At 46.7% G+C, this 25,629-nt stretch carries 20 protein-coding genes; 5 read left to right on the top strand and 15 right to left on the bottom strand.

Annotation, left to right across the window (positions count from 1 at the left end; genetic code table 11):
- Positions 1–31 precede the first annotated feature (31 nt).
- On the top strand, positions 32–892 hold the full coding sequence (folD, locus tag L8G48_RS00900; protein ID WP_248262738.1) for a bifunctional methylenetetrahydrofolate dehydrogenase/methenyltetrahydrofolate cyclohydrolase FolD: 861 nt from the start codon (positions 32–34) through the stop codon (positions 890–892).
- On the opposite strand, the gene L8G48_RS00895 is transcribed toward folD, so the two are convergent.
- Both L8G48_RS00895 and topA read right to left on the bottom strand, forming a co-directional pair.
- The gene (locus tag L8G48_RS00895; protein WP_248262737.1) at positions 893–1,630 is read right to left on the bottom strand and encodes a pilus assembly protein; all 738 of its coding nucleotides are present in this window, start codon (positions 1,628–1,630) and stop codon (positions 893–895) included.
- Between the two features lie 110 nt (positions 1,631–1,740).
- On the bottom strand, positions 1,741–4,359 hold the full coding sequence (gene topA / locus L8G48_RS00890) for a type I DNA topoisomerase (RefSeq protein WP_248262736.1): 2,619 nt from the start codon (positions 4,357–4,359) through the stop codon (positions 1,741–1,743).
- Positions 4,360–4,656: 297 nt separating this feature from the next.
- Here topA and astB point away from each other — a divergent pair, with 297 nt between their 5' ends.
- Positions 4,657–6,000 carry an N-succinylarginine dihydrolase gene (gene astB / locus L8G48_RS00885; RefSeq protein ID WP_248263321.1) on the top strand — a complete coding sequence of 448 codons (1,344 nt, stop codon included), beginning with the start codon at positions 4,657–4,659 and terminating at the stop codon, positions 5,998–6,000.
- Positions 6,001–6,034: 34 nt separating this feature from the next.
- Here the strand turns inward: astB and purF are convergent, their stop codons facing one another.
- The 10 genes from purF to fabB form a co-directional block, all read right to left on the bottom strand.
- Positions 6,035–7,552: an amidophosphoribosyltransferase gene (gene purF / locus L8G48_RS00880; protein ID WP_248262735.1), complete on the bottom strand. Its 1,518-nt coding sequence runs from the start codon at positions 7,550–7,552 to the stop codon at positions 6,035–6,037.
- A gap of 14 nt (positions 7,553–7,566) precedes the next feature.
- Positions 7,567–8,061, bottom strand: coding sequence for a CvpA family protein (locus tag L8G48_RS00875; RefSeq protein WP_248262734.1), 495 nt, complete (start codon positions 8,059–8,061; stop codon positions 7,567–7,569).
- Positions 8,062–8,151: 90 nt separating this feature from the next.
- Complete coding sequence (locus L8G48_RS00870) at positions 8,152–8,697, bottom strand: SPOR domain-containing protein (protein ID WP_248262733.1); 546 nt, start codon at positions 8,695–8,697, stop codon at positions 8,152–8,154.
- Between the two features lie 3 nt (positions 8,698–8,700).
- Entirely contained in the window at positions 8,701–9,993 is a 1,293-nt protein-coding gene (folC, locus tag L8G48_RS00865; RefSeq protein ID WP_248262732.1) for a bifunctional tetrahydrofolate synthase/dihydrofolate synthase, read from the bottom strand.
- Entirely contained in the window at positions 9,990–10,868 is an 879-nt protein-coding gene (gene accD, locus L8G48_RS00860; RefSeq protein WP_248262731.1) for an acetyl-CoA carboxylase, carboxyltransferase subunit beta, read from the bottom strand. Before accD ends, folC begins: the two co-directional genes overlap by 4 nt.
- Positions 10,869–10,959: 91 nt before the next feature.
- The gene (truA, locus tag L8G48_RS00855; protein WP_248262730.1) at positions 10,960–11,745 is read right to left on the bottom strand and encodes a tRNA pseudouridine(38-40) synthase TruA; all 786 of its coding nucleotides are present in this window, start codon (positions 11,743–11,745) and stop codon (positions 10,960–10,962) included.
- 11 nt (positions 11,746–11,756) lie between these two features.
- On the bottom strand, positions 11,757–14,081 hold the full coding sequence (locus L8G48_RS00850; protein ID WP_248262729.1) for a FimV/HubP family polar landmark protein: 2,325 nt from the start codon (positions 14,079–14,081) through the stop codon (positions 11,757–11,759).
- Between the two features lie 78 nt (positions 14,082–14,159).
- Positions 14,160–15,176: an aspartate-semialdehyde dehydrogenase gene (locus tag L8G48_RS00845; protein ID WP_248262728.1), complete on the bottom strand. Its 1,017-nt coding sequence runs from the start codon at positions 15,174–15,176 to the stop codon at positions 14,160–14,162.
- Positions 15,177–15,185: 9 nt separating this feature from the next.
- Positions 15,186–16,331 carry a 4-phosphoerythronate dehydrogenase gene (locus tag L8G48_RS00840; protein WP_248262727.1) on the bottom strand — a complete coding sequence of 382 codons (1,146 nt, stop codon included), beginning with the start codon at positions 16,329–16,331 and terminating at the stop codon, positions 15,186–15,188.
- A gap of 21 nt (positions 16,332–16,352) precedes the next feature.
- Positions 16,353–17,567: a beta-ketoacyl-ACP synthase I gene (gene fabB / locus L8G48_RS00835; RefSeq protein WP_248262726.1), complete on the bottom strand. Its 1,215-nt coding sequence runs from the start codon at positions 17,565–17,567 to the stop codon at positions 16,353–16,355.
- A gap of 133 nt (positions 17,568–17,700) precedes the next feature.
- Here fabB and mnmC point away from each other — a divergent pair, with 133 nt between their 5' ends.
- Entirely contained in the window at positions 17,701–19,521 is a 1,821-nt protein-coding gene (gene mnmC, locus L8G48_RS00830; RefSeq protein WP_248262725.1) for a bifunctional tRNA (5-methylaminomethyl-2-thiouridine)(34)-methyltransferase MnmC2/FAD-dependent 5-carboxymethylaminomethyl-2-thiouridine(34) oxidoreductase MnmC1, read from the top strand.
- On the opposite strand, the gene L8G48_RS00825 is transcribed toward mnmC, so the two are convergent.
- Positions 19,486–19,770: a YfcL family protein gene (locus L8G48_RS00825; protein ID WP_248262724.1), complete on the bottom strand. Its 285-nt coding sequence runs from the start codon at positions 19,768–19,770 to the stop codon at positions 19,486–19,488. The two genes, mnmC and L8G48_RS00825, sit on opposite strands and share 36 nt — an antisense overlap.
- A 116-nt stretch (positions 19,771–19,886) precedes the next feature.
- Between L8G48_RS00825 and fldB the strand changes: the two genes are divergently transcribed.
- Entirely contained in the window at positions 19,887–20,408 is a 522-nt protein-coding gene (fldB, locus tag L8G48_RS00820) for a flavodoxin FldB (RefSeq protein ID WP_248263320.1), read from the top strand.
- 5 nt (positions 20,409–20,413) lie between these two features.
- On the top strand, positions 20,414–22,816 hold the full coding sequence (locus L8G48_RS00815; protein WP_248262723.1) for a zinc-dependent metalloprotease: 2,403 nt from the start codon (positions 20,414–20,416) through the stop codon (positions 22,814–22,816).
- Positions 22,817–22,841: 25 nt separating this feature from the next.
- On the opposite strand, the gene L8G48_RS00810 is transcribed toward L8G48_RS00815, so the two are convergent.
- Together L8G48_RS00810 and L8G48_RS00805 are read right to left on the bottom strand one after the other, a co-directional pair.
- Complete coding sequence (locus L8G48_RS00810; protein WP_248262722.1) at positions 22,842–23,234, bottom strand: acyl-CoA thioesterase; 393 nt, start codon at positions 23,232–23,234, stop codon at positions 22,842–22,844.
- 40 nt (positions 23,235–23,274) lie between these two features.
- The gene (locus L8G48_RS00805; RefSeq protein ID WP_248262721.1) at positions 23,275–25,506 is read right to left on the bottom strand and encodes a S9 family peptidase; all 2,232 of its coding nucleotides are present in this window, start codon (positions 25,504–25,506) and stop codon (positions 23,275–23,277) included.
- Between the last annotated feature and the right edge of the window lie 123 nt (positions 25,507–25,629).

Genomic DNA, 25,629 nt, shown 5'->3' with positions numbered 1-25,629 from the left:
CTTGAATTCTCTCATTTTTGGGATCGTCACTATGCCAGCACAAATTATCGATGGTAAATCCATTGCTGCCAATGTTCGCCAAGCTGTTAAACAGCAAGTAAAAGTACGTACCGATTCCGGACTGCGTGCCCCCGGTTTAGCCGTCATCTTAGTCGGAAGCGACGCTGCTTCCGAAATTTATGTCGGTAACAAACGCAAAGCCTGTGAAGACGTTGGATTTCGCTCATTCGATTACGATTTACCAGCAACCGCGTCTCAGCAAAAACTTGAGGAGCTTATCCATCAACTGAACAATGACGAATCCATCGATGGCATTTTGGTCCAACTACCACTGCCTGCAACGCTCGACGCAACACCGATACTCGAAAAAATTCGTCACGATAAAGACGTTGATGGTTTTCATCCATTTAATATAGGGCGCCTCTCACAGCGCATCCCTGCCCTGCGGCCATGCACTCCCAAAGGCATCATGACCTTGCTCGCGCACACTCAGGTAGATTTGCATGGGTTAAATGCTGTTGTCGTTGGCGCGTCTAATATTGTCGGGCGACCGATGAGTCTCGAACTTCTTTTAGCAGGCGCCACAACAACAGTCTGCCATCGCTTCACCAAAGATTTATTAGAACATGTGAAACGCGCAGATATCCTCATTGTCGCGGTCGGTAAAGGGGAGTTTATTCCGGGTGAATGGGTCAAACCCGGCGCCATTGTCATTGACGTTGGTATGAATCGACTGGCTGATGGTCGTTTAACTGGAGACGTTGAATTTTCAACGGCGGCAGAAAGAGCCGGCTGGATAACTCCGGTTCCCGGTGGTGTTGGCCCCATGACTGTTGCATCACTGATTGAAAACACATTACAAGCTTGCGTTGAGTATCACGACGTACGTTAATTAAAACGATTTGCGGTAGCCGCTTAACAGGGCATGTTGAGCGGTATTCGATAGCGCCCATAAAGGTCGGTCATACATAACACTGCGGCCGGCACAGTAGGTTGCAGCTTTTGAATCCGATAATAAATGTTGCGTTGCTGCTAAAAACTCACCTGCAATCGGTATTTCCAAAGGTAAGCACCAGTGCGTTTCAATACGCAATATACGCGCCTGGTGCCACTGTTCAGTTGCGTTGTCGCCGGCCCGGGCGTAATAGTGATCTACGGAAATTTCCAGTACATCTCGCTCTTCTTCTGCATCCCAGCGACGTTCAGAAAAATGACGAAAATCGTCCTGGGTTGGCGACAAAACATTGAGTTGCCCAAACTGGGCAAAATGAAGACGCTGATTTAAGATTGACTTAGCGGCTGCTTCCATCTGATTATCAGTATCTAGCTGCGGCTCTAAGCCCGCCATTCCTGCCACCAGGGTGTTTACCATTGCGCTATTCTTGCCGTGATTAATACTGCCCGCTCTGACTGCGTATTGATTAGCAACTGTCAGAGTTTGTTGCCCCCACCAAATAATGAGAGCCTGAACAAACGTAAAAATGCTGGCAACGATAACCGGCCATACAACCAACAACTCAACACACGCCTGGCCGGATTGTTTTTTAGATGTTTTACGGCAATTCAGAAAGGAAAAGCCCGCTGCCGAGAAAGCAGCGGGAAATGCTATGCTCAAACGAGACAATAACATAGGACCTCCGTGTCCGGTGTGCCGTGTCCTTCAATAGACACCGTGCTATGTTAGCCCTGTCTTTCATTTTTTACTATTAGCAAAACGAGCGTTTTACTGTAAGCGTTTAGTTACTTGTCCTCTACCTTCCATTTGCCATTACGGTAGTAGGCCTTCCATCCGGTTTGTTTTTTCTTAATTTCAGTCACAACGTATTGTTCTTTGTTTTTTCTTGAAAAACGAACAATCGCATCATTACCGTCATCATCTTGCTGAGGTGCTTTTGCCAGATATTTGAACTTCTCTGGTAAACGCTCTTTAAACTGTGCCAGTTCCTTTACCGTTACCGCTCGTGTTTCTCTGGATTTAGGGAAAGTATTTGCTGATAAGAAAATACCAGAAGCCCCGTCTCTTAGCACAAAGTAGGCATCCGATTCTTCACAAGGCAACTCAGGTAACGGAACCGGGTCTTCTTTAGGAGGGGCGGGTTCGCCGCTTCGCAATAACTTCCGGGTATTTTTACATTCGCTGTTAGTGCAACCAAAATATTTACCAAAACGCCCCGTTTTTAATTGCATTTCAGAACCACACTTATCGCATTCGATTATCGGCCCATCGTAGCCCTTAATCCGGAAAGTGCCCTCTTCAACCAGTTGCCCGTCACATGTGGGGTTGTTACCACAAACGTGTAATTTACGTTTTTCGTCAATAAGATAACTGTCCATTGCCGTACCACATTTAGGACAACGTTTTTTAGCCCGCAGAGCTTCGGTTTCTCGTTCTTCTTCGTCGGTGATCTCAACCGCTTCCTCACCCAGAGTAAGATTAAGCGTTTTAGTACAACGTTCCTTGGGTGGCAGATTATAACCGGAGCAGCCCAGAAATACGCCTGTCGATGCTGTCCGTATGCCCATTTTACGGCCACATTCCGGGCAGTCGATATCGGTTAAAACCAAACTGTTTTCACGCATACCACCCTCGGCAGACTCCAGTTCAGCTTTCTCCAACCGCTCTTTAAAATCGGCGTAAAATTTATCCAGCGTCTCTTTCCAGTCACGCTTTCCGGCCGCAATATCATCCAGAGCCTGTTCCATTTCCGCCGTAAAGTTGTAATTCATTAGCTCAGTGAAGTTTTCAATTAAGCGATCATTGACAATTTCACCCATTTTCTCGGCAAAGAAACGACGGCTTTCAACCCTGACATAGCCACGATCCTGAATCGTTGAAATAATCGATGCATACGTCGATGGCCGGCCGATACCTCGTTTCTCCAATTCTTTAACCAAAGACGCCTCGCCGTAACGAGCTGGCGGCTTAGTAAAATGCTGCTCAGGATGCAATTGCTCAAGCGTAAGCGAGTCGCCTTTTTTTACATCAGGTAAAGTGGCATCACCGTCCTTTTTACTGCTGGCCGGGGGCATAACCTTAGTCCAGCCAGCAAAGCGCATAACCCGTCCGCGAACTTTTAACTCAAAGTCTCCGGCGGTGGCCGTTAAAGTGGTACTGTCATAGCGAGCAGGAACCATCTGACAAGCAACAAACTGGCGCCAGATAAGCTCATACAAGCGCTGAGCGTCGCGTTCAACACCAGCTAAAGATTCAGACTTAACCTTTACATCGGACGGCCGTATTGCCTCATGCGCCTCTTGCGCATTGCCCTTCGCTCCATAACGATTTGGCGCGTCAGGCAAATAATTTTTACCGAAGTCTTCAGTAATTAACTCACGGCAGGCGTCGACGGCTTCTGTACTCAAATTCGTTGAATCGGTACGCATATAGGTAATGTAACCCGCTTCATACAGCCGCTGCGCCATCATCATGGTCTTCTTAACGCCGAAGCCAAGGCGCGTGCTGGCAGCCTGCTGTAAGGTTGAGGTAATAAAAGGAGCGCCGGGTTTACTCGATGTCGGTTTATCTTCACGTGCAGTAATTTCGTACCCGGACGTTTTCAATGATGCTACAGCGGTATCCGTTTCCTTTTTGTTGGCCGGACGGAAATTTTTGCCCGCCTGCTTCATCACCTGCATCCGCAGAGATTCATCAGCAGGCGTATTTAAGTCTGCATGGACATCCCAGTACTCTTCCGGAACAAAGGCTTTGATATCGCGCTCGCGCTCAACCACAAGCCGCACAGCAACAGACTGAACGCGTCCTGCCGATAACCCCCGTGCAATCTTCTTCCACAGCAGCGGCGACACCATAAAACCCACAACGCGATCAAGAAAGCGCCGGGTTTGCTGCGCATTGACCCGGTCGGTATTTAGCTCAGCCGGATGTTCAAAGGCTTCCTGAATCGCTTTTTTTGTGATTTCGTTAAACACCACACGTTTATAGCGCGAGTCATCACCACCAATAAGTTCCCGCAAGTGCCAGGCTATAGCCTCACCCTCACGGTCCAAATCCGTTGCCAGAATAATTTCGTCTGACTTCTTGGCCAGCTGCTTTAACTCTTTTACGACTTTTTCTTTTCCTTGCAAGACTTCGTAATGCGCTTCCCAGTCGTTTTCCGGATCGACTCCCATTCTGGCGATCAGTCGTTTGTAATCGCGTTCTTTTTGATATTTTGCTTTTGCATCCGGCGACATTTTACGTACTTCAGCTGCCGGCTTGCTTTTTATTGTCTCAGTAGCTCGAGTAGGTAGATCACGGACATGACCAACACTGGACTTAACAATAAAGTCCTTACCTAAATACTTATTAATCGTTTTGGCTTTTGCCGGAGACTCGACAATGACGAGCGATTTTGCCATAGAATAATCGTTCTCTTGTTGTAGATGACCGTGTATATACGTGCTAACAGTAACAATTACAAGTTCAATTGCTCTTTAGCGGCCTTTTTTAGGTATATCGGTTATCGGCTACAGAAACAACCATAACTCGATTATTTGATAAAAATTCGCGCCAGCTAAATAAACAGTCAGTCTTATGCAAACAGGCTTACACTCCAGAAAAATAAAGGCTTTCAAGGTGGTTTTAAAACAGTATAATGGCGTTTCAGTTTACATTATCAGGTGCACAAAATGTGCAGGGAGTATCGAAAAGTGAGCATGCAACACTTCGAAGTCAACTACGACGGCCTGGTCGGCCCTACTCATAATTACGCTGGATTGTCGTTCGGTAATGTTGCCTCTCTGGCCAACGCAAAGGCCTCTTCCAACCCAAAACATGCTGCCCTGCAAGGCCTGAAAAAAATGAAAGCTCTGCACGACATGGGGATGAAACAAGGCATTTTAGCACCGCAGGAACGTCCTGATATTTTTGCCTTGCGCCGTTTAGGCTTTTCCGGCACGGATGCCGAAGTGTTATACCGGGCGGCTACCGAAGCCCCGGCTATATTCCAGGCGGTTTGCTCAGCTTCCAGCATGTGGACCGCCAACGCAGCAACGGTTTCCCCCAGTGCTGATACCGCTAATGGTAAAGTACACTTTACTCCTGCTAACTTAACCAATAAGTTCCACCGTTCTTTAGAACCACAAACCAGCGGCCGCATTTTACAGGCTATGTTCAATAACGGTCGTTATTTTGAACACCACACGCATTTACCGGATAACGAACACTTTGGTGATGAAGGCGCGGCCAACCATACCCGATTATGTCGTGAATACGGTCATGCGGGCATTGAATTGTTTGTATTTGGTCGTTATGCGTTTGACAGCTCAAAGCCGGCGCCAAAACGCTTCCCGGCCCGGCAGACTTTAGAAGCTTCTCAGTCCATCGCTCGTTTACATGGTTTAAGTGAAGACAACACTGTGTATATTCAGCAAAACCCGGATGTGATTGATCAAGGGGTTTTTCATAATGACGTGATAGCAGTGGGTAACCAAAACGTCCTGTTTTATCACGAGCAGGCTTTTTCCGATACTGAAGCGAAACTCGCCGAAATTCAAAGAAAGTTTGGCGATCACCCGCTACATTTCATTAAAGTGAGCACCGAGCAAGTCAGTATTCAGGACGCTGTCAGCACTTATTTATTCAATACCCAGCTTATCACTCCGGCTGATCGGATAATGACTATTATCGCGCCAACTGAGTGTCAGGAAAACGATAGTGTCCGGTCTTACCTTGAGCAACTGACTCAGAGTAATGACAGCCCAATTAAGCGAGTTGAATACTTTGACGTTAAGCAGAGCATGCGTAACGGCGGCGGTCCAGCCTGCTTGCGTTTGCGAGTTGCGTTAAATGACGAAGAGATAGCCGGTGCGAACCAAAACTGTTTAATGTCAGATGGACTGTTTAAACGTTTGAATCAATGGGTAGAAAAAAACTATCGCGATAAACTCGCTGTTGATGATTTACGTGACCCTGCGCTACTTGAGGAGTCGCGCGTAGCACTTGATGAGTTAACACAAATTATGAAGCTGGGATCGGTGTATCCCTTCCAACAAGACTGAGCGATTATCGCTCAGTCTTCTGTTTCAGAATGAATTAATCGTTATCGTTATGAAGTTCAAGGTTAGCGTCTTCAGAGCCGTCGCGGTCGGACATCGCAACATCGTTGCGTTCAGCGTGCAGACGATCTAAGTATTCCTGACTGACATCACCCGTGACATATTCACCACTGAATACCGATGTCTCAAAGCGTTTAATCGAGCGATTTTCGGAACCAACAGCATCAATTAAGTCATCAAGATCCTGATAAATAAGCCCATCCGCTTTAATCATATCTTGAATTTCTATAGCCTCACGTCCGTGACCAATCAGTTCATTGGCACTTGGCATATCAATGCCGTAAACGTTCGGGAAGCGAATTTCCGGCGCAGCTGATGCAAAGTAAACTTTCTTAGCACCGGCTTCACGAGCCATCTCGATAATTTGTTCTGAGGTTGTTCCTCGCACAATTGAGTCATCAACCAGCAAAACGTTTTTGCCGCGAAATTCAGCACTAATAGCATTAAGCTTACGACGCACTGATTTACGCCGCTGAGTCTGGCCCGGCATAATGAAGGTACGGCCAATATAACGGTTCTTTACAAACCCCTGACGATAAGGTAAGTCGAGAACACTGGCTATCTCTAAGGCGATATCACAACTGGTTTCCGGAATGGGAATAACCACATCTATTTCCATGTCAGCGCAGTCCCGCTTAAGTTTTTCACCCAGCTTACGACCCATATTAACCCGTGATGCGTAAACCGAAATACCATCAATAAACGAATCAGGGCGTGCAAAATAAACGTATTCGAATATGCAGGGGCAATGCATGGGTTTATCGGCACACTGACGCGAATACAGCTTACCGTCATTGGTAATATAAATTGCTTCTCCGGGTTCTACATCACGTATATATTTAAACCCGGTACCGTCAATTGCAACACTTTCCGAAGCAACAATGTACTCTTCACCATCGTCAGTATCACGTTTACCCAGCGCTAAGGGACGAATTCCCCAAGGGTCACGAAAAGCAACCATGCCGTGACCAAGAATCATAGCAACGACCGCGTAAGCGCCTCTGATCTGACGATGAACCGCGGCCATAGTGCGAAACACATCTTCTTCAGTCAGCGTTAAACTTTCGTTTTTATCTAATTCATTTGCAAATACATTCAGCAAAATTTCTGAGTCTGATGTGGTATTGATATGGCGACGGGCGGTCTGGAACAAGTGCTCCTGAACATCATCGGCATTGGTCAGATTGCCATTATGCGCCATGGCAATACCAAAAGGCGAGTTAACATAGAATGGCTGTGCTTCTGCAGAACTTGAACTACCCGCAGTCGGGTAACGGACATGACCAATACCGACGTTACCTGACAACCGGTGCATATGGCGCGTATGGAAAACATCGCGCACCAGGCCATTGGCTTTTCTTAAACGCAACGTACAATGTTCATCAACTGTCATAATACCAGCGGCGTCCTGGCCACGATGCTGAAGCATGGTTAACCCATCATAAAGCGCTTGGTTAACGGGATGCTTACCAACAATACCAACAATACCACACATGTCTTTTCACCTTTTTATACAGGTTGAGGGACTAAAAAACTGGAGCTGTTTTCCAGATAACTGAAAAACCACTGAATAAATACACCAAAATGAGGAATAAGCAGAGACCCCTGCCACCATTCACTGGAAGATAACGCAGTGAAGGAATCAATAAAGAATAATAACGCGCTGACAATCAGTACCCCACGTAACGCACCAAACACCAGGCCGAGCACGCGGTCAGTTCCTGATAAGCCAGTATGGTGTACTAATTGAGAAAGAATATAGTTAATAATAGCGCCCAGAATCAGTGTCGCTACAAAAAGTGCAGCAATGGCAGCAGCATTTCTGACCAAAGGGTCACCTATTTGAGTAAAATATACCGCGAGATCCTGATAGAACTGACTGGCAATAAAAAAGGCGGCAATCCATACAGCCAAAGAAACAGCTTCTTTAACGAAGCCCCTAACCAGACTGATCAGTGTAGAGAGGCCAATAATAATTATAATGGCATAATCAATCCAGAGCATAATAACTCACAATTGCTGGGCTAAAAACGTGACAGATTTTAACAGAATGTGGCTTACAATGTGATTTTCTTTTCGCATAGATTGCAAACCTTATGGCCGATAAGTAATGACCTTACCCTCAAGTCCGGTGAGTTCTTCTAACGGAGCCAACTGTCTTTCAAGTTCATTTTTAGACGTATCCGGCCCCACTAACACTCGTATCAATGAACTGCCTGACGCTTTTTGTGAATATGCGGCAAACCCTTTTTCCTGCAATTGGGAAATTAATCGTTTAACACTCTTTTCCTGACTAAAAGCGCCTAACTGAATAACCCAGGCTTTGCCATCAACAGCATACTCCGATGGCTCTCTTGGCGGAGCTTCTACATTTTTATCTTCATTAATGGAAGCTGCAGAGTTAGCCGTTTTTTCTATATCTAATTGCTCTTCCTGAACGGTCACGGGTTCTGCTACTGTTCTGTCTGATAAGGTTTCAGGTTTGTTCAGTTCTCTCTCTACAGCCGGCTTCAATGGAATTGTTTCCATTGGCTCAACAGAGCCTTTTTTTTCACCATCCAACACACCCGGAATAATGATTACAGCTAACGCCACCAATATTAATGTGCCAACAAGACGGTTTTGCAGAGGACTGGACAAAGCTCAAGCTCCTTTAATAAGTGCGCTAATTCTAGCTACAGTGTAAAACGAGCCGAAGCCTAAAACCAGAGCCTTACCTTCATTTGCCTGCCATTGCTGCGCAGCGCTTAGTGCTTGAGTAAATGCCTGTTCAACCGATTCAAACTTTTCGTAAGATTTTTCCGGGAGTTTAGACATTACACCCAGTTGTTCCGCTGTTTCACCGCGCGGCTCGGACAAAGAACCCAGGTACCAGTTGGTAACCTGTGCGGCAAGTGCTTTAATAACGCCGGCATGGTCTTTATCGCTCAACATGCCAACCACCGAAAATATTTTATGCTGCGGATAAAACTTATCTAAATATTGGCTGGCATAGGCAGCTGCCTGGGGATTATGCGCCACATCCAGTAACACTTCGCATCCATCACAAAAACAGCGCTGCATCCTGCCCGGCAATGTTGCTCGTGCAATGCCTTCGCGGATAGCTGACAAGCTGACAGGTAACGGCAGCTGCTCAATGGCAGCTATTGCGGTTGATGCATTAATAAGAGGCAGTTTAGGTAATGGTAAATCGTTGAGTTGGGTATGCTGGCTACGGTAACTCCAGCAAGTGCTTTGTTCATTACGATGAAAATCACGACCCGTCTGACACAGCTTAGCCCCTATACGCTTAGCACTTTCCTCAATACTAGCCGTAGGTTTTATTTCACCACAAATGAGAGGCTTGCCGGCTCTGGCAATACCGGCTTTCTCGTGACCAATTTGCTCACGATCATTTCCAAGAAATGCAATATGATCGATACCAATACTGGCGACCACAGCAACATCAGCATCGACACAATTAACGGCATCAAGGCGTCCGCCTAGCCCAACTTCCAGAATCGCTACCTCAGGACGCGCCTTATTGATTAACCATAGCGCCGCCAAAGTGCCAAACTCAAAATAGGTTAATGAGGTGTGTTGACGGGCATGTTCTATAGCTGCAAAAGCTTCAACATGCTTAGCGTCAGTGAGTTCCTGGGCATTAACCCGAACTCGTTCACGATACTCTGTAATATGTGGAGACGTATAAACGGCCGTAGTGTAACCCGCTTCACGAAGAATAGTTTCCAGGTAACATACTGTTGAGCCCTTACCATTAGTTCCGCTTACAGTAATAACCAGCTTCGCAGGCTTTAATACTCCTGCTTTAGCCCCAACCGCAGAAACGCGCGCCAGACCCATATCAATATCTTTCGGATGAATACTTTCAAGGTAGGTCAGCCAATCCTGCAACGATGCGGTCGTTGCAGGTGAAGATATCTGTATGCCCGTCATTCGGTTACACTTATTTCCGCTGTTTCAGTTGATGGCAGATTTTGCATTTTTGCTAACAGACGGGCAACGGTATCACGCATTTTACGGCGGTCGACAATCATATCAACAGCACCGTGCTCCAGCAAAAACTCGGCTCGCTGAAAGCCTTCGGGAAGGGTTTGACGAACCGTTTGTTCAATGACCCGGGGGCCGGCAAAGCCAATCAAAGCTTTAGGCTCAGCAATATGCACGTCGCCCAGCATGGCTAAACTGGCAGAAACACCACCCATGGTAGGGTCGGTTAATACCGAGATAAAAGGCAAGCCTTCTTCGCTCATTCGGGCTAATGCGGCAGACGTTTTAGCCATCTGCATTAATGACATTAACGCTTCTTGCATACGCGCTCCACCCGACGCCGAAAAACAAACTAACGGAATACGGTGTTTAAGGCAGACTTCGGCAGCCAGCACAAACTTAGCACCCACAACCGATGCCATTGAGCCACCCATAAAGTTAAAGTCGAAGGCTACAGCTACTATAGGAACACCTTTTACAGTGCCTTTTTCAGCAATTAACGCATCATTTTCACCGGTGCTTTTCTGTGCCGCAGCAATACGATCTTTATATTTTTTTGAGTCCTTAAAGCGTAAAACATCTTTCGGTTCTAAATCGGTACCAATTTCTTCGCGGTTTTCTTTGTCCAGGAAGATAGCCAAACGACTGCGGCCGGTGACCCGCATATGGTGATCACACTTAGGACAAACATTGAGACTGCGCTCTAAATCGGCCTTATAGATAATATTGTCACAGGCTGTGCACTTGCTCCAGACACCTTCCGGAACGCCACGCCGTTTATTAATTTTTGGCTTCGCAAGAATTCTTTCTATCCAGCTCATACTATCCCGCCTAAAAGCTGTTATTAATCAATGTAAGGTAGCTTACATGGTACCACAAATGGGTCAAGCAAAGAGGTCATAACAGTTACTCTTAATCGCTTAACCACAGTGGTCCCGGAGGGACACTTGGCATATTATAGTTGGTTGGATAGGTAACTTCGACCAAATACAGGCCGCCGGGTTTAGCCGTTGCCGCCGCTTTTGTCCGGTCTTTTTGACGCAGTAATTCAGCAAGCCACTCTGGCTCTTGTTCGTGTTGGCCAATGACAATAAGGCTTCCAACAATATTACGCACCATGTGGTGTAAAAATGCATTTGCCTTTATATCGATAATTATATAATCGCCCCGCCGCTCTACTGTTAAGTCTGTAACCTTGCGAAAGGGCGTATGGGATTGACAGTGAGAAGCTCTAAAAGTGGTAAAATCATGCTCACCAATAAGCGCGGGAGCAGCTGCCTGCATCGCCTTTTCATCAAGCAGTTGATGATAATGACTCACTCCGGCCGAGTGAATTCCGGGACGAAACCGTGTGTTGGCGATAATGTAACGATAACGCCTTGAGGTTGCACTAAAACGAGCACTGAAGTGGCTGTCGACCGCCTGCGCCCAGCGCACCGCTATGCCTGCGGGTAAATTGCTATTGACTCCCAATGTCCAGGCGGGCTCGGCCCGTGGTAAAGGGATATCGAAGTGGACGACTTGACCAGTCGCATGAACGCCAGCGTCGGTTCGCCCGGCGCAAGTCACTTCTATGGGCGCATCTGCAATTTTACTAACAGCTTGCTCTACGCACTGTTGAACACTAATCACTTCACGTTGGCGTTGCCAGCCATAATAACGGCTGCCATCGTATTCCAGGCATAAGGCCATTCGCATACTGCTTTATCCTACGAATCCAGTTTTTGTTTCAGCGACTCAGCCTCTTTTGCCAGAGCTTCATCATCACCCTCGGCTAATTGCTGAAGAATTTCCCGGGCGTCATCTTTTTCACCCATTTCAATATAGGCACGGGCTAAATCTAGCTGACCGGCAGGGGCATCGTCATCAGGAGCACCTTCGGCATCACCTGATTCATCTTCCGGTAAAACATCTTTTACTGCCGAAGATTGATAACGATCGTTGTCCTCTTCCTCTTCGTCAGCCTCTTCCATTAACGAGTCAATATCGACAAAGTCTTCATCATCCTTGGCATTAAAAGAGTCGCTTTCCTCTTCTTTCTCTTCTTCTTTCTCTTCTTCTTTCTCTTCTTCTTTCTCTTCTTCGCCAGCTTCCGAAGCTCCGCCGAATAGCGACTCTAAATCTTTATCGGCTTCATCTTCAGCTTGCTCAAGCTCAGCATCATCTTCCGGAACGTCTTCTTCCAGATCATCTAACTCTTCCAGCGACTGGGTCAGCTCATCAGATTCCTGCAGCAGCTTGTCCAGATCATCCTCTTCAGCTTCATCCGTTTTTTCCGGAGCTTGCTCAGCTTTATCCTCTTGCTTTTCTTGGTCAGGCTCAACGGCGGACTGCTCTTCTGTATTTTTTTCAGTTGCCGGTTCTTCTGCACTTTCCGGCTCACTCTGCTCATCATCTTCAGCTTCAGACAAGCCTAACTCCGCAAGGACATCATCAACTTCGCTATCGTCAAAGTCATCCGGTAACAGATCGTCATGTTCTTCCGCAGGTTCTTCCGCAGGTTCTTCCGCAGGTTCGTCTTCAGGTTCGTCCTCAGATTCTTCCGCAGGTTCTTCTGCTACATCTTCATCAACAGGGGGGTCTTCTTCCGGCGCGTTATCTGACAATATGTCATCAATATCATCGCTATCCGTTACATCAGTTTTTTCAGTATCTTCGTCAGAGTCTTCTTTCGGTTCCTCCGGTTGCTCCTCAGCAGTCTCACTAGAATCTTCTTGCTCATCATTTACCGACAGATCAATGGCTTGCTCATCATCATCGTCCGCTTCGCCAAATAATCGATCCAACTCATCCTGCGACAGCTCGTCAGCCTCATCGTTTTCCTCGTCAGGTAACACGGCTTCGTCATCATCGTCCAAATCATCATCTGAACTTTCCTTAGGAGAGGCTTCTGGTTGTTTATCATTATCTTTACTGTCGTCGAGCTGAACACTAACGTCCTTTTCATCTTTTTCTGAACCACCAGTAAGTTCGGCTTCAAGCGCACTGAGATCATCACCGTCATCATCACTGCTCTCTTCACTGTCAATATCAAATAGACCGTCGGTGCTATCTTTCGGCACCTCCCCAAGCAGTTCTTTATCGAGCTCTGCAGCCGCCTCCTCTTCGGTGAGCTCTTTACTCTTGTCGTCCTCTTCATCGTCCTCTTCTTTCGGCGTTGATGAGCGACGTAAAAACAAAAAAGCAATCAACCCGATAATCAGCAAAGCCGGTAAAACTGAAACCAGCAACATATTCACCGGATTTTGCAACCAGTCCGCAATACCGGATCCTTGTTCAACCTCTTCCTCAGCGTGTTGCTCAAGAAGCTCTCTTTGCTGCGCTAATACTTGCTGAAACTGAAGTTCCAGTTCATCCGTTTTACCCGCACCAGCAGCAAGTTCATCCAAACGTTCAGCTAACGCATCAATGCGTTCTTGCAGTGATTGGTTCTCTCCATACATACGTTCAACAGCCTGCACAGACTGCTGAATCTCTGAACGTAGCTCTTTAAAGCTCTGTTGCTGGCGCTGTTCTACTTCTTCAACAGCTTGTTCTGCTTTTTCTCGTGCCTCTTCCAGTAACTGTTGCTGTTCAGCGCGCGTTTCCTGGGCACTCTTCTGCACTTGTGACAGTTCTTGAGATTTGGTTTTTAGCTGACCATCAACCACCACCTGACGCCGGGCGGCCTCAGGATTAACCATTTGAATTTCTTGCAGAGAAGGAATGCGTAAATAGAAGCCATCAAGCATACGGTTCATGTTGCCGTCAACGAACGCTTGATCGTTGGCCTGAACAATAGCAACCATCGTCTGATATTGAGTAACACTGGAATGCGGTTTATAACGACGCGCAATATCCCACAGGGTATCATTACTGCTAATAGGGCCGTAACGCTCCTGCCCAATACGCACATCGGTAGCTTCGGAACCTTTCTCGCCTTTTATAACAACACCGTCCTGCCAGCTTGCCGCAGCAGCAATGAGGCTGCCGGACAGCATTATAGCTGCCAGCGAAAAGTATCTCAGTACCTGCACTCTTAGTGTTTTTCTCATTCCTTCGTCTCTGCCTGCACTTTGCTCTTATCTTTAACGGCGTTAGTCCCTAAACTTTATGACATACAGCAGCTTAAATTACCAGTAATCACGAATTAAAGTTTCAGCAATTTGTATGCTGTTGGTTGCGGCACCTTTGCGGATATTATCAGACACAACCCAAAGGTTAAGGCCATTAGGATGACTGATATCTTCCCTGACTCTTCCGACAAAAACATCATCGTTACCAGCAGCGTTACTCACTTGCGTTGGAAACTCTTCACGCTGTTCCATTAAAGTAACGCCGGGCGCTTCATCTAATAGCTGTTTTGCATACTCCGCTGTAATGGGTTGGTGTGCCTCAATATGAATGGCTTCTGCATGACCAAAAAACACCGGTACTCTGACAGCTGTCGGATTGACCAGAATACTGGGGTCATTAAATATTTTTTGAGTTTCCCACACCATTTTCATTTCTTCTCTGGTGTAGTCGTTGTCCTGAAAAACATCGATTTGAGGGATGCAGTTAAAGGCAATTTGTCGACTGAAGTTTTCGACCGTGGGTTGCTTTGCGTTCAAAAGTTCCGCCGTCTGCTTGGCGAGCTCTTCCATCGCTTCCTTACCCGATCCCGACACCGACTGATAGGTACTGACGTTAATACGTTCAATACCGACCGCATCGTGGATAGGCTTCAAGGCCACCATCATTTGAATGGTTGAGCAGTTCGGATTAGCAATAATATTACGGTTTCTGAACTCTGCTAAAGCCCAGGCATTTACTTCGGGCACAACTAACGGAATATCAGGCTCGTAACGAAATTCAGAGGTATTATCAATCACAACACAGCCTGCTTCCGCAGCTTTAGGCGCAAACTCACGGGAAATAGAGCCGCCCGCAGAAAAGAACGCAATGTCGGCGTTAGACCAGTCAAATTCACTGGCATCTGACACTTCAACTTCTTCACCGTTAAAATCAACTGTTGCGCCAGCAGAGCGTGCACTTGCTAAAGGGAAAAGTTCTGCCACCGGGAATTTTCGTTCAGCTAAAACTTCTATCATTTGCTGACCCACTAAACCTGTTGCACCTAATACCACAACGCGAAACCCATGTGACATGCTAACTCCTTACTCAGGCAATTGCCGGGCTTGAAAGCCCAACTGTAAAAACTGGATGTATTGCTCACTATTATGGCATGTAACCACCTGATTAATGAACTCTCTACGCGGGCTTTCTTTGCGATAATTGCGACGCAGCCTGTCAAAGCCATCGGGTGTTAACCCTTGTTTGCGAAAAACACCATCATCTTTATTTAGATCGAAGTGTTCTTTTACCCATAAAGCAAGAGATTCCAGGTTATTGATCTGTTCAGCTTTACATTCTGGCCACTCAATTGGCGGTAAAACTCGAGACAACTTTTTATCCGCTTCGTATCCGAAATGATTTACCAAAGCATTGGCTATCATCACAGCCCCACCAACTTTACCCTCCAGGCTGTGCCCGGCAATATGGGGGGTCGCAATATCGATACAGGGCACGAGCTCCTGTAATACTTCAGGCTCATTCTCCCAAACATCCAGCACCAGCGAAGGCCGCTCTCCCTGTTTAACGCGCGCCAACAAAGCTTTGTTGTCAACAACGGCCCCACGGCTTGCATTAATTAATAACTGCTGCGAATGAAGTGATTGTAATGTCGTATTTTCAAACAGATGCCGCGTCGGAAATTCACCGTCATCAATTAACGGAACGTGGCATGAGATAATATCGGCTGTCAGTACTCGCTGCCAGTGGTCATGAACAAACTTAACGCCTTTTTTACACAGCGGTGGATCATAATAGTGAACATTGAGCCCGAGAGCTTCCAGCCTTTTTCCTGCCGCTTTTCCCGTATGCCCGGCGCCAATAATAGCAACATCAATTTCATCAAGAGACGATAAAGACCTGCCATTGAGCCATTCAATCACCGCGCAAAGTACATACTCACCGACCGACTGCGCATTCGCGCCGGGCGCATGAGTAAAACCAATTCCCCGGGCTTTAAGTGCATCGATATTAATATGTTCAGTACCAATGGTGGCAGACGCAACAAATTTTAATTCAGGAGCTTTTCGCAACAAAGCTTCATCAACGTCAGTGACAGAACGTACTAATAAAGCATCGGCTTCTGCCAGAAGTTCTGCAGGAGGCATTCTCTCAGAGAAGTAAGAGAGCGTTCCTGCACCCGACAATAAGTCTGACAGTGCAGGAATATTCTGGTCAGCAACGATTTTCATCGAAGTAACCGACCTAATCGATTATTCAGAGTATTCACGCATCACTAACGATGCGTTCGTACCACCAAAACCAAAGCTGTTCGACATAACTGTCCGCAACGGTGCTTCCGTTGTTTGCCTGATAATGTTCATACCATCGGCTTTTTCATCCAAACTCTCAATATTGATTGAAGGCGTAACAAAACCATTCTTAAGCATCAATAGTGAATAGATGGCTTCATGAACACCGGCAGCACCCAGAGCGTGTCCCGTCATTGCTTTAGTCGCACTTATCATAGGCGTTTTCTCAGGGAAAACTTCACGAATCGCTTCTAATTCTTTGACATCGCCAACCGGTGTACTAGTGCCATGAGTATTCAAATAGTCAACTGGAGTATCTACCGTCTCCATCGCCATCTTCATACAGCGGATCGCACCTTCGCCTGACGGAGCAACCATATCGTAGCCATCGGAGGTGGCGCCATACCCAACAATTTCACCATAAATTTTCGCACCTCGGGCTTTTGCGGCTTCCAGTTCTTCAATCACCAGAATACCACCGCCACCGGCCGGGACGAAACCATCACGGCCTTGATCATAAGTACGGGACGCTTTCTCAGGTGTGTCATTATATTTAGTGCTTAATGCGCCCATCGCATCGAACTCCATTCCCAGAGTCCAGTGCAACTCTTCACCACCACCGGCAAAAATGCGATCTTGTTTACCAAACTGAATAAGCTCAAGAGCGTGACCAATACAGTGGGCAGATGTTGCGCAGGCAGAACTGATAGAATAGTTAACCCCTTTAATTTTAAACGGTGTTGCCAGACAAGCTGAGGTGGTTGATGCCATGCAGCGAGGAACCATGTAGGGCCCGACTTTTTTTACCCCACGTTCACGCAAAATATCAGCTGCAGCAACCTGATGCTCACCAGAGGCGCCTCCAGAGCCAACAACTAAGCCGGTACGCGGGTGAGACACCTGCTCTTCAGATAAGCCTGAATCTTCAATTGCCTGTGCCATCGCAATGTACGCATAAGCTGCCGAATCTCCCATAAAGCGTAAAGCTTTGCGATCAATATGGTCTTTAGGGTTTAAATCAACTTTTCCCCAGACCTGACAGCGCAGTCCCTTTTCCGCAAAAGATTCCGAACGGCTAATCCCCGACTTGCCGGTACGTAACGATTCCAGCACTTCTTCTTGATTGTTTCCGATACTTGATACGATACCAAGTCCGGTGATAACAGCTCTTCTCATTCTTTAATCCTGTCTGACATTTCTACATCGGTATCTTACCAACGTTGTGTATGAATGTGGTCTGCTTTGTCCACTGTTGTTCGTAAAGTTGTTATTATAGCGACCATCAGCCAATAAATCATGGAATAGCCACTTGAATTCTAATTCATTTATTCAGTTTAACGAGCATGGCGTACCTGTTTCCACTACTTTCGACGATATTTATTTTTCTGTTGATAGCGGTATAGACGAGAGTCAGTACGTATTTCTTAAGCAAAATGGATTACCTGAACGCTGGCAGTATTTACCCATGCATTATTGCTATACCATTGCTGAAACCGGTTTCGGCACAGGGTTAAATTTTTTACTGGCCTGGAAACGCTTTTTAGAAAATGCCCCGGCAAGCGCACGACTTCATTTTGTCAGTTTCGAAAAGTTTCCCTTATCGCGCCAGCAACTTGAGCAAGCTTACCAACTGTTAAAGCCCGTAGCAGAGTTAAGTTCTCAGTTTCTGGATCATTACCCCGCTACCGACCCCGGCTGTCATCGCATTATTCTATCAGAAGGCCGTGTCATTCTGGATCTTTGGATTGGAGACCTTAATGAGTTACTGCCTCAATGGTTACCACAGGCACAACAGCAAATAGATACTTGGTTTCTTGATGGCTTTGCTCCCGCCAAAAACCCCGAGATGTGGCAGTCAACACTGTATGAGGCAATGGCCAAAAGCGCTCATAGCGAAACAACCTTCTCTACTTTCACAGCGGCCGGAAGCGTAAAACGAGCATTACAGAGCGCTGGTTTTACGGTTAACAAAGCACAAGGTTTTGGACGTAAAAGAGACATGCTCTGTGGCCATTACCACGACCCTAACGTTAAACGCCAACCAAATGACAGGCGCGATGTCACCATTATTGGTGGCGGTATCGGTGCCGCCTGTTCCGCACTGGCGCTAAAACAACGTGGCGTCAATGTCAGGCTCATTACACCTGAAATTGCCGATGGCGCTTCCGGCAACTCACAAGGGGCTGTTTACCCCTTACTTCATGCCGAACATACGCCATTGAGCAAGTTCTACTGGCAAGCCTTTTCGACAGCCACAAGCTTCTATCGTAACTTTTGCGCAGAAAACTGGTTCCCGACTGGCGTTATGCAACCGGCGTTTAACGACGACAGAGCCCGACGTTATCAGCGCATTGCCGATCATCTCTATGCAAAAGAAACGGTCCGCTATTTACTACCCGCAGACGCCGCGAAAACGGCAGGTGTCTCCTTAGCTGTACCGACATTGCATTACCCTAAAGCCGGCTGGCTGCGCCCCTCGCAAGTGGTCAAAACGCTTCTGGAAGAAGCGAATGTCGAACTGATTAAAGCTACAGTCAACACATTACAACAAGCTGAAAATGGCAACTGGCAGATGACATTAAATAATGGCGACTTATTGCTTGCTGAACGTGTTCTGGTCGCTGCAGGTCATCGAATCAATGCTTTATTGCCGGAAAGCATCGAGCCTTTGCCGATACAGCCCGTTCGCGGACAAGTGAGTCTGGTCAGTACAACCCCGGCGTTGTCAAATCTTAAAACCGTATTATGTTTTAAAGGTTATTTGGTTCCCGAAGATGGCAGCAGCCACTGCGTTGGGGCAACGTTTAATCGGGACAATGACGACCTGGAGCCAAGCCCAGAGGATGACGAAGAAAATTTGCAGCAGCTTAGCAGCAACGCACAAGAGCCCTGGGCTGAAGCTCTGCAGGTAACGAAACAAAGGGTTTCTGTACGCGCAACCAGTCCCGATCACCAACCTGTCACAGGCTCTGTTGCTGAAAACTTATTTGTGGTGAGCGCTCTGGGTTCAAGAGGCTTTACCTCAGCCCCAATTCTGGGTGAAATTATTGCCTGCCAGTTAACCGGGGAGTTAATGCCTTTGACTCAGGATGCCTTAGGCCGTATCTCCAGTTGTCGCTTTAAGCGCTAACTTCTCTAAGACATTATTGATATGCGTCTGGTCGGCCGGAGACAATTCATGACGGGTTTTGTGCACTGCATCACGCAAAGCAGGCATAATATTCTCCGGCTGCGTATTACCGGACATTTCTAACTGAGCAACAACCAGATCAAAGTGCCCGCGTAAATAACCACAGGCGAATAATTCATCATCAGTACCTGAAACAACGGCATCGTCAAAAACAGTTTCAAGCCGTTCCACTAATTGATCAAAATCCATACTGCTCTCCATTAGAAGTTCCCGTCCGCAAACAAAGGCGCTCATTCTAACGATCTTTTTGTTACAATGCATCCGTATCAAAGACTCAACGCGTGACAGAGGTATTTATTATGTCCCTGGAAATTGGCTTGTTTTATGGCTCTACCACCTGCTATACCGAAATTGCTGCAGAAAAAATTCAACAAGCCATTGGTGAGGATATTGTTCAGCTGTTTGATATCAAAGACACACCGCTAAAAGACGCAGAACAATTTGACATCCTCATTTTTGGTATTTCCACCTGGGATTTCGGCGAACTCCAGGAAGACTGGGAAAGCCATTGGCACGATATTAACGATGTTGACCTGCGCGATAAAATTGTTGCACTTTATGGCATGGGTGATCAGGAAGGTTATACCGACTGGTTTCAGGACGCACTCGGCATGCTGCACGACGCCATCGCGGCTCATGGTTGCAAACGTATTGGTTTTTGGCCTAACCAGGGGTATGAATTTGCCGCTTCTAAAGCATTAACCGCAGATAACACTCAATTCGTCGGTTTATCACTGGATGAAGACTCGCAATATGAGCTATCAGATGAACGTATCGAACAATGGACCCTGCAAATTTTAGAAGAAATTGCTGAACAACTGGGATAATAATAATGCAAAACATTCTATCCAAAATTTTGGTGCTACTCACCTTAGCTGTATCACTGAACGCTCTGGCAGAGACAAAAAACAGCAGCATAGAAGCCTTCACTTCAGCGTTTGAAGAGCAACAAGGATTTTTTACGTTTTACCATGATAAAGCGAAAAGTAAATTCTATCTGGAAGTTCCCAGAAACAACGACCCGTTTATTTTTCAGACCAGCCTTCCGTGGGGATTAGGCTCTAACGATGTCGGTCTCGATCGCGGTCAGCTGGGTGAAACCCGTTTGTCGTCATTTCATATTGAAGGTAATCAGGTTCTGCTGGTTCAGCACAATACGCAATTCCGTGCTCAAACTCACAACCAGGCTGAGAGAGACAGTGTCAATCAAGCCTTTGCTGATGCTGTACTTTACGGTTTTGACGTTGTTGCAAGCAACGATAAGCACGTTTTAATTGATTACACCCCTTATCTTCTAAGCGATGTACACGGTGTCAGTAAGCGCTTACAACAAACCGAACAAGGGCAATTCAAAGCCGACTCAAGCCGTTCTGTGATTTATCCCGAGCGCAGCAAAGCGTTTGTTGAAAATACGGAACTGGAAGCAAAAGTCACTTTTGTTGGTGAAGGTAAGGGTCAATGGGTTAATCAGGTAGCGGCCAATGCTGATGCCATTTCGCTGCATCTGCACCACTCTTTTATCCAATTACCTGACGCAGCCTATCAGCCCCGGAACTTTCATCCTAACAGTGGTTTCTGGGCACACAGTTTTAAGGACTACGCAGCGCCTCTGGGTGAGTCGATGACCGTACAATATATCCCGCGTCACCGGTTAAATAAGAAAGACCCAATAGCATCACAGAGCAAAGCGCGTGAACCTATCACCTATTACCTCGACCCCGGTGCACCTGAACCCGTAAAAACAGCCCTGCTTGAAGGAGCCCGTTGGTGGACTGAAGGCTTTGAAGCCTTAGGGTACGATAATGCGTTTCAAGTCAAAGTTCTGCCGGATAATGCCGACCCAATGGATATTCGTTATAACGTGATTCAATGGGTTCACCGTGCGACCCGCGGCTGGTCATATGGCTCGTCTGTCATTGATCCACGCACAGGCGAAATTATTAAAGGCCATGTCACCTTAGGTTCACTGCGTGTGCGCCAGGACATGAAAATTGCAGAAGGTTTGCTAACACCTTTTGTTGACGACAGTAGTGAGTTAAAACAAGCAGTACAAAACATGGCTCTGGCTCGTATTCGTCAACTAAGCGCTCACGAAGTTGGCCATACTCTGGGAATAGCTCACAACTTTGCCGCCAGTACCACTGACCGGGCCTCCGTTATGGACTATCCACATCCGTTAGTTAACCTGACTACTGTCGGCACCTTAAGCTTAAGCAACGCCTACACTGAAGGTTTAGGCATCTGGGATAAACAAGTGTTAGCTTATGGCTATAGTGACTTTGGCGGCATGCCCTCCTCAACCGAACAGCTGACACGAATTCTGGAAAAAAATAAAACTTTAAACTTAAGCTTTATCTCTGATCAGGATGCCCGGCCTGCCAGCGGCGCTCACCCACTCGCTCACCTATGGGACAACGGCAGTGATCCGGTGACTGAACTCGAACGTTTGCTGTCTGTCCGCCAGCACGTACTGGATAATTTCAGTAAAGAGATGTTGCGTTCAGACCAGCCTTTGAGTCAGCTACAAGGCATTTTTGCTCCTATATATTTGCTGCATCGCTACCAGGTGGAGGCTGCTGCGAAATGGTTGGGCGGGGTTAATTATCGCTATTATATGGCCAACGATTCTGCTGATGACTACCAACCGGTCAGCGCAGCAAGACAGCAAAGCGCACTAAAGCAGCTATTGAAAACCATTCAGGCGGATAGTCTGCGTGTGCCATCGCATATTCAGCAATGGTTGGTTCCTGTGGCTTATGGCGATAACCCGTCACGCGAGTACTTTGATGGTAAAACGGAATTGATTCCGGATACCGTAAGCATGGCAGCAAGCGCCGCTGATCATAGCTTGCAGTTGATACTTAACAGCCAGCGCCTGAACCGATTGGTTCAACAACACGCTAAAAACGATAGAGTCCCGTCGCCAACGCAGTTAATGTCCGAAATTTTGAGTACAGCTTTCAACGACTGGAATAACGCCAAAAACGATCCTCTGTCGCAGCGTTTACTGACGACAGCGGTAAATGCCGAAGTCAGAGCAATAAAAGACACCGGTCTGGCAGCAGAAACCCGATTAATGATGCGGGCAGAACTGGCCAGGCAGCAAAAGCAAATGGCTGATTCATCGTCTTTAATGATGCAGCAACTCGCTAATGATGTAGAGCGGTTTTTAACTGATGGCGAGTGGCCAGAGCAGTACGAACCCGAGCCATTGCCACCGGGTTCGCCAATCTAACTCAATAGAATATCGGAGCCGCTGCTTATAGCGGCTCTGGCATATCGTCCAGCTGATCTTTCGTTATACCATGCGGCGTTGGTTGACGTGTTTCCGGGTCAATATGAACAAAGACAATGTCATCCGCACTACAAATATTTTGTTTCGTATGCTTGTTACGCACCAGGCAAGTGATGGCCAGCGACGTCCGGCCTACAGATTTAACCTGCAACCCAAACTCAACCACATCTCCCTGAAACGCAGAAGTTTCAAAGGTAATAGCACCAATGTGTTTGGTGACCAAACTTTTGGCTTCCAACTGGCAGCTGGCAAAAATATAAGCTTCTTCGTCAATCCATTCCAGAATACGGCCACCAAACAACGAACCGGAAAAATTCAAATCATTTGGCATAACCAGTCGGCGGGATAAAAAACGCATAGTCACTCCTTATTAGTGAAAGATATGAACATATTATAACCTATTGTTCGCCGATGGTTTGTTGAAAAAATTGAGCAATCATTGAGTACAAATGGATTTTTGTATGACGCCCGTTAATAGAATGCTTTTTCCCCGGGTAATTCATCATCTCAAAGGACTGTGCGTTATCCTGTAACTGCTTATAGAGCTTTGTACTGTGAGTAAACAAAACATTATCGTCAGCCATTCCATGATAAATCAGTAAGTCGCCTTTAAGGTTTTGACTGTAAGGAAACACAGAGGATTTTGCATAAGCGTCGCCTTCATCAGGCATGCCCATAAATCGTTCCGTGTAATGTGTATCATATAAACGCCAGTCCGTTACTGGCGCACCGGCAACGCCAGCCTGAAAGTGTTCGGACGCTTTAAACAGAGCAAGCAGAGACATATAACCGCCGTAACTATGGCCGTAAATACCAATGCGCTCAGCATCAACATAAGGCAAGCTGGTTAAGTACTTAACTCCGGTAACCTGATCATCAATCTCAGGGCCTCCCATGTTTTTATAAATGGGGGCTTCAAATTGTTTTCCCCGGTTAGCCGAACCTCTGTTATCCAATGTAAAAACAATAAACCCCTGCTGCGCCATATACTGAACAAACGCGCTGCCCCAACTTTTAGTAACGCGTTGGGCTCCCGGCCCCCCGTAAACGTACACCAGCACGGGGTAACTTTTTTCCGCATCAAAGTCTTTCGGCTTGGTCAGTTTGTAGTAAAGCGTTTGGCCATCTTCAGCCTCAAGCTCACCAAACTCGGGATAACTCCACTGACGCAGATAAAGTGACAATGGATGTTCATCGGTAATTTCATTTTCAGCTAACCACGCCAGATGATTCCCGGTTGGCCCATGCAAACTCACTTGCCTGGGTTGTTGGGGCGACGAGTAAGTATCCAGATACGAACGAGCATCGGAGGCAAACTCAATATCATGCATTCCTTCACGTTTGGTAATACGTGTCGGCTTTGCCGACGAGCCCGTATTTAACTGCGCACGGTAGAGATGAGATTCAAGCGGTGACGCTTTGCGGGCCGTAAAGTAAATCGTTCCGGTACTTTCATCCACAGCTTCCAGCTCATCGACTTGCCAGTCGCCGGAACTCAGCTGCCGAATTAATGAACCATCCAGCCGATAAAGGTAGAGATGTTTAAATCCACTGCGTTCCGATGCCCAGATAAAATGTTTATTATCTTCTAAAAAGTACAGATCGCTATGAAGGTTCAGCCAACTGTCTGATGTCTCAGCCACAAGCTCCTGCTCAATCTTGTCCTGACGGTCATAAATCGACAAGCTCAGTTTTTGCTGATTACGGCTCTGCCACTGATAGCTAAGATACCTGCTATCACCAACCCACTTTACTCTTGCCAGATAACCATCCTCTAACCGACCAAGCTTTAGCCATTCAATTCGGCTGTTATTAAGCTGGTAAATTCCTAAATCAATATCGACATTATCGCTTCCAGCAAAGGGATAACGTTGTTGTATAGTTTCAATCGTATCGGCATAAATTTCGCTACGAGTCGCCAGAGGAACAGGACTTTCATCAACTTTCGTCAATGCAATTGCTGATTCATCCGGTGCCCACCAGTAACCGCTCATACGCTTCATTTCTTCCTGCGCAACAAACTCAGCCATGCCAAATTTAAGTGTCCCGCCACCGTCGCTGGTAATGGCACGCTCCTCACCACTGGCTAAATCAAAAAAGTATACATTTTGCTCGCGAATATAAGAAACATAATTGCCTTTCGGTGAGAACTTAACATCGGTTTCGAACGCCTTTGTTTTAGTCAGTTGCCGGGTATCCGTCGTACCCGGCTGGTAGTAAAATACATCGCCATTATATGGAAAAAGCAGCGCTTCACCGGTCGCTGACCAATTGTATTCTATTATGCCGCTTGCGCTGATGCGCTGACGTTCCCGTCGTGCTTTTTCTTCATCAGACAGGGCAACTTCGTCCGCAGCCAGTTGGTCAGCCGATACCAACAACTCATGTTTTTTGGCCTCAACATCGTATAACCAAAGATCATAACGCTGCGGGTTCTCTTTACTGCCCTTCAAATAAGAAAGGTGCTGACCATCCGGTGAAAATTTAAGCGACTTTGGTGTTTCACCGGTCAGCCCGGGTCCACTAAAGATCCTTTCGATAGTTAATTCGTCAGCAGACACTGAAAGTCCAGAAAGACTAAAAGCAACAAGGGCAACCGCCTGAATCAGACGGTTAAATGTAAAAGGCATGATAAAAGATCCAACAGTTGGTTCATTACCACTAATATTAACAAAGTTCGAAGTAAAAATCGGTTGGCTGCGGTGAAATAACACAAAAACGCTACCGCCGAATTACGACGATAGCGTGAGTTC

This window comes from Idiomarina aminovorans (assembly GCF_023155095.1).
Lineage (GTDB): Bacteria > Pseudomonadota > Gammaproteobacteria > Enterobacterales > Alteromonadaceae > Idiomarina > Idiomarina aminovorans.
The sequence above is the reverse complement of the archived record's forward strand: the minus strand, read 5'-3'. Positions and strand labels throughout refer to the sequence as shown.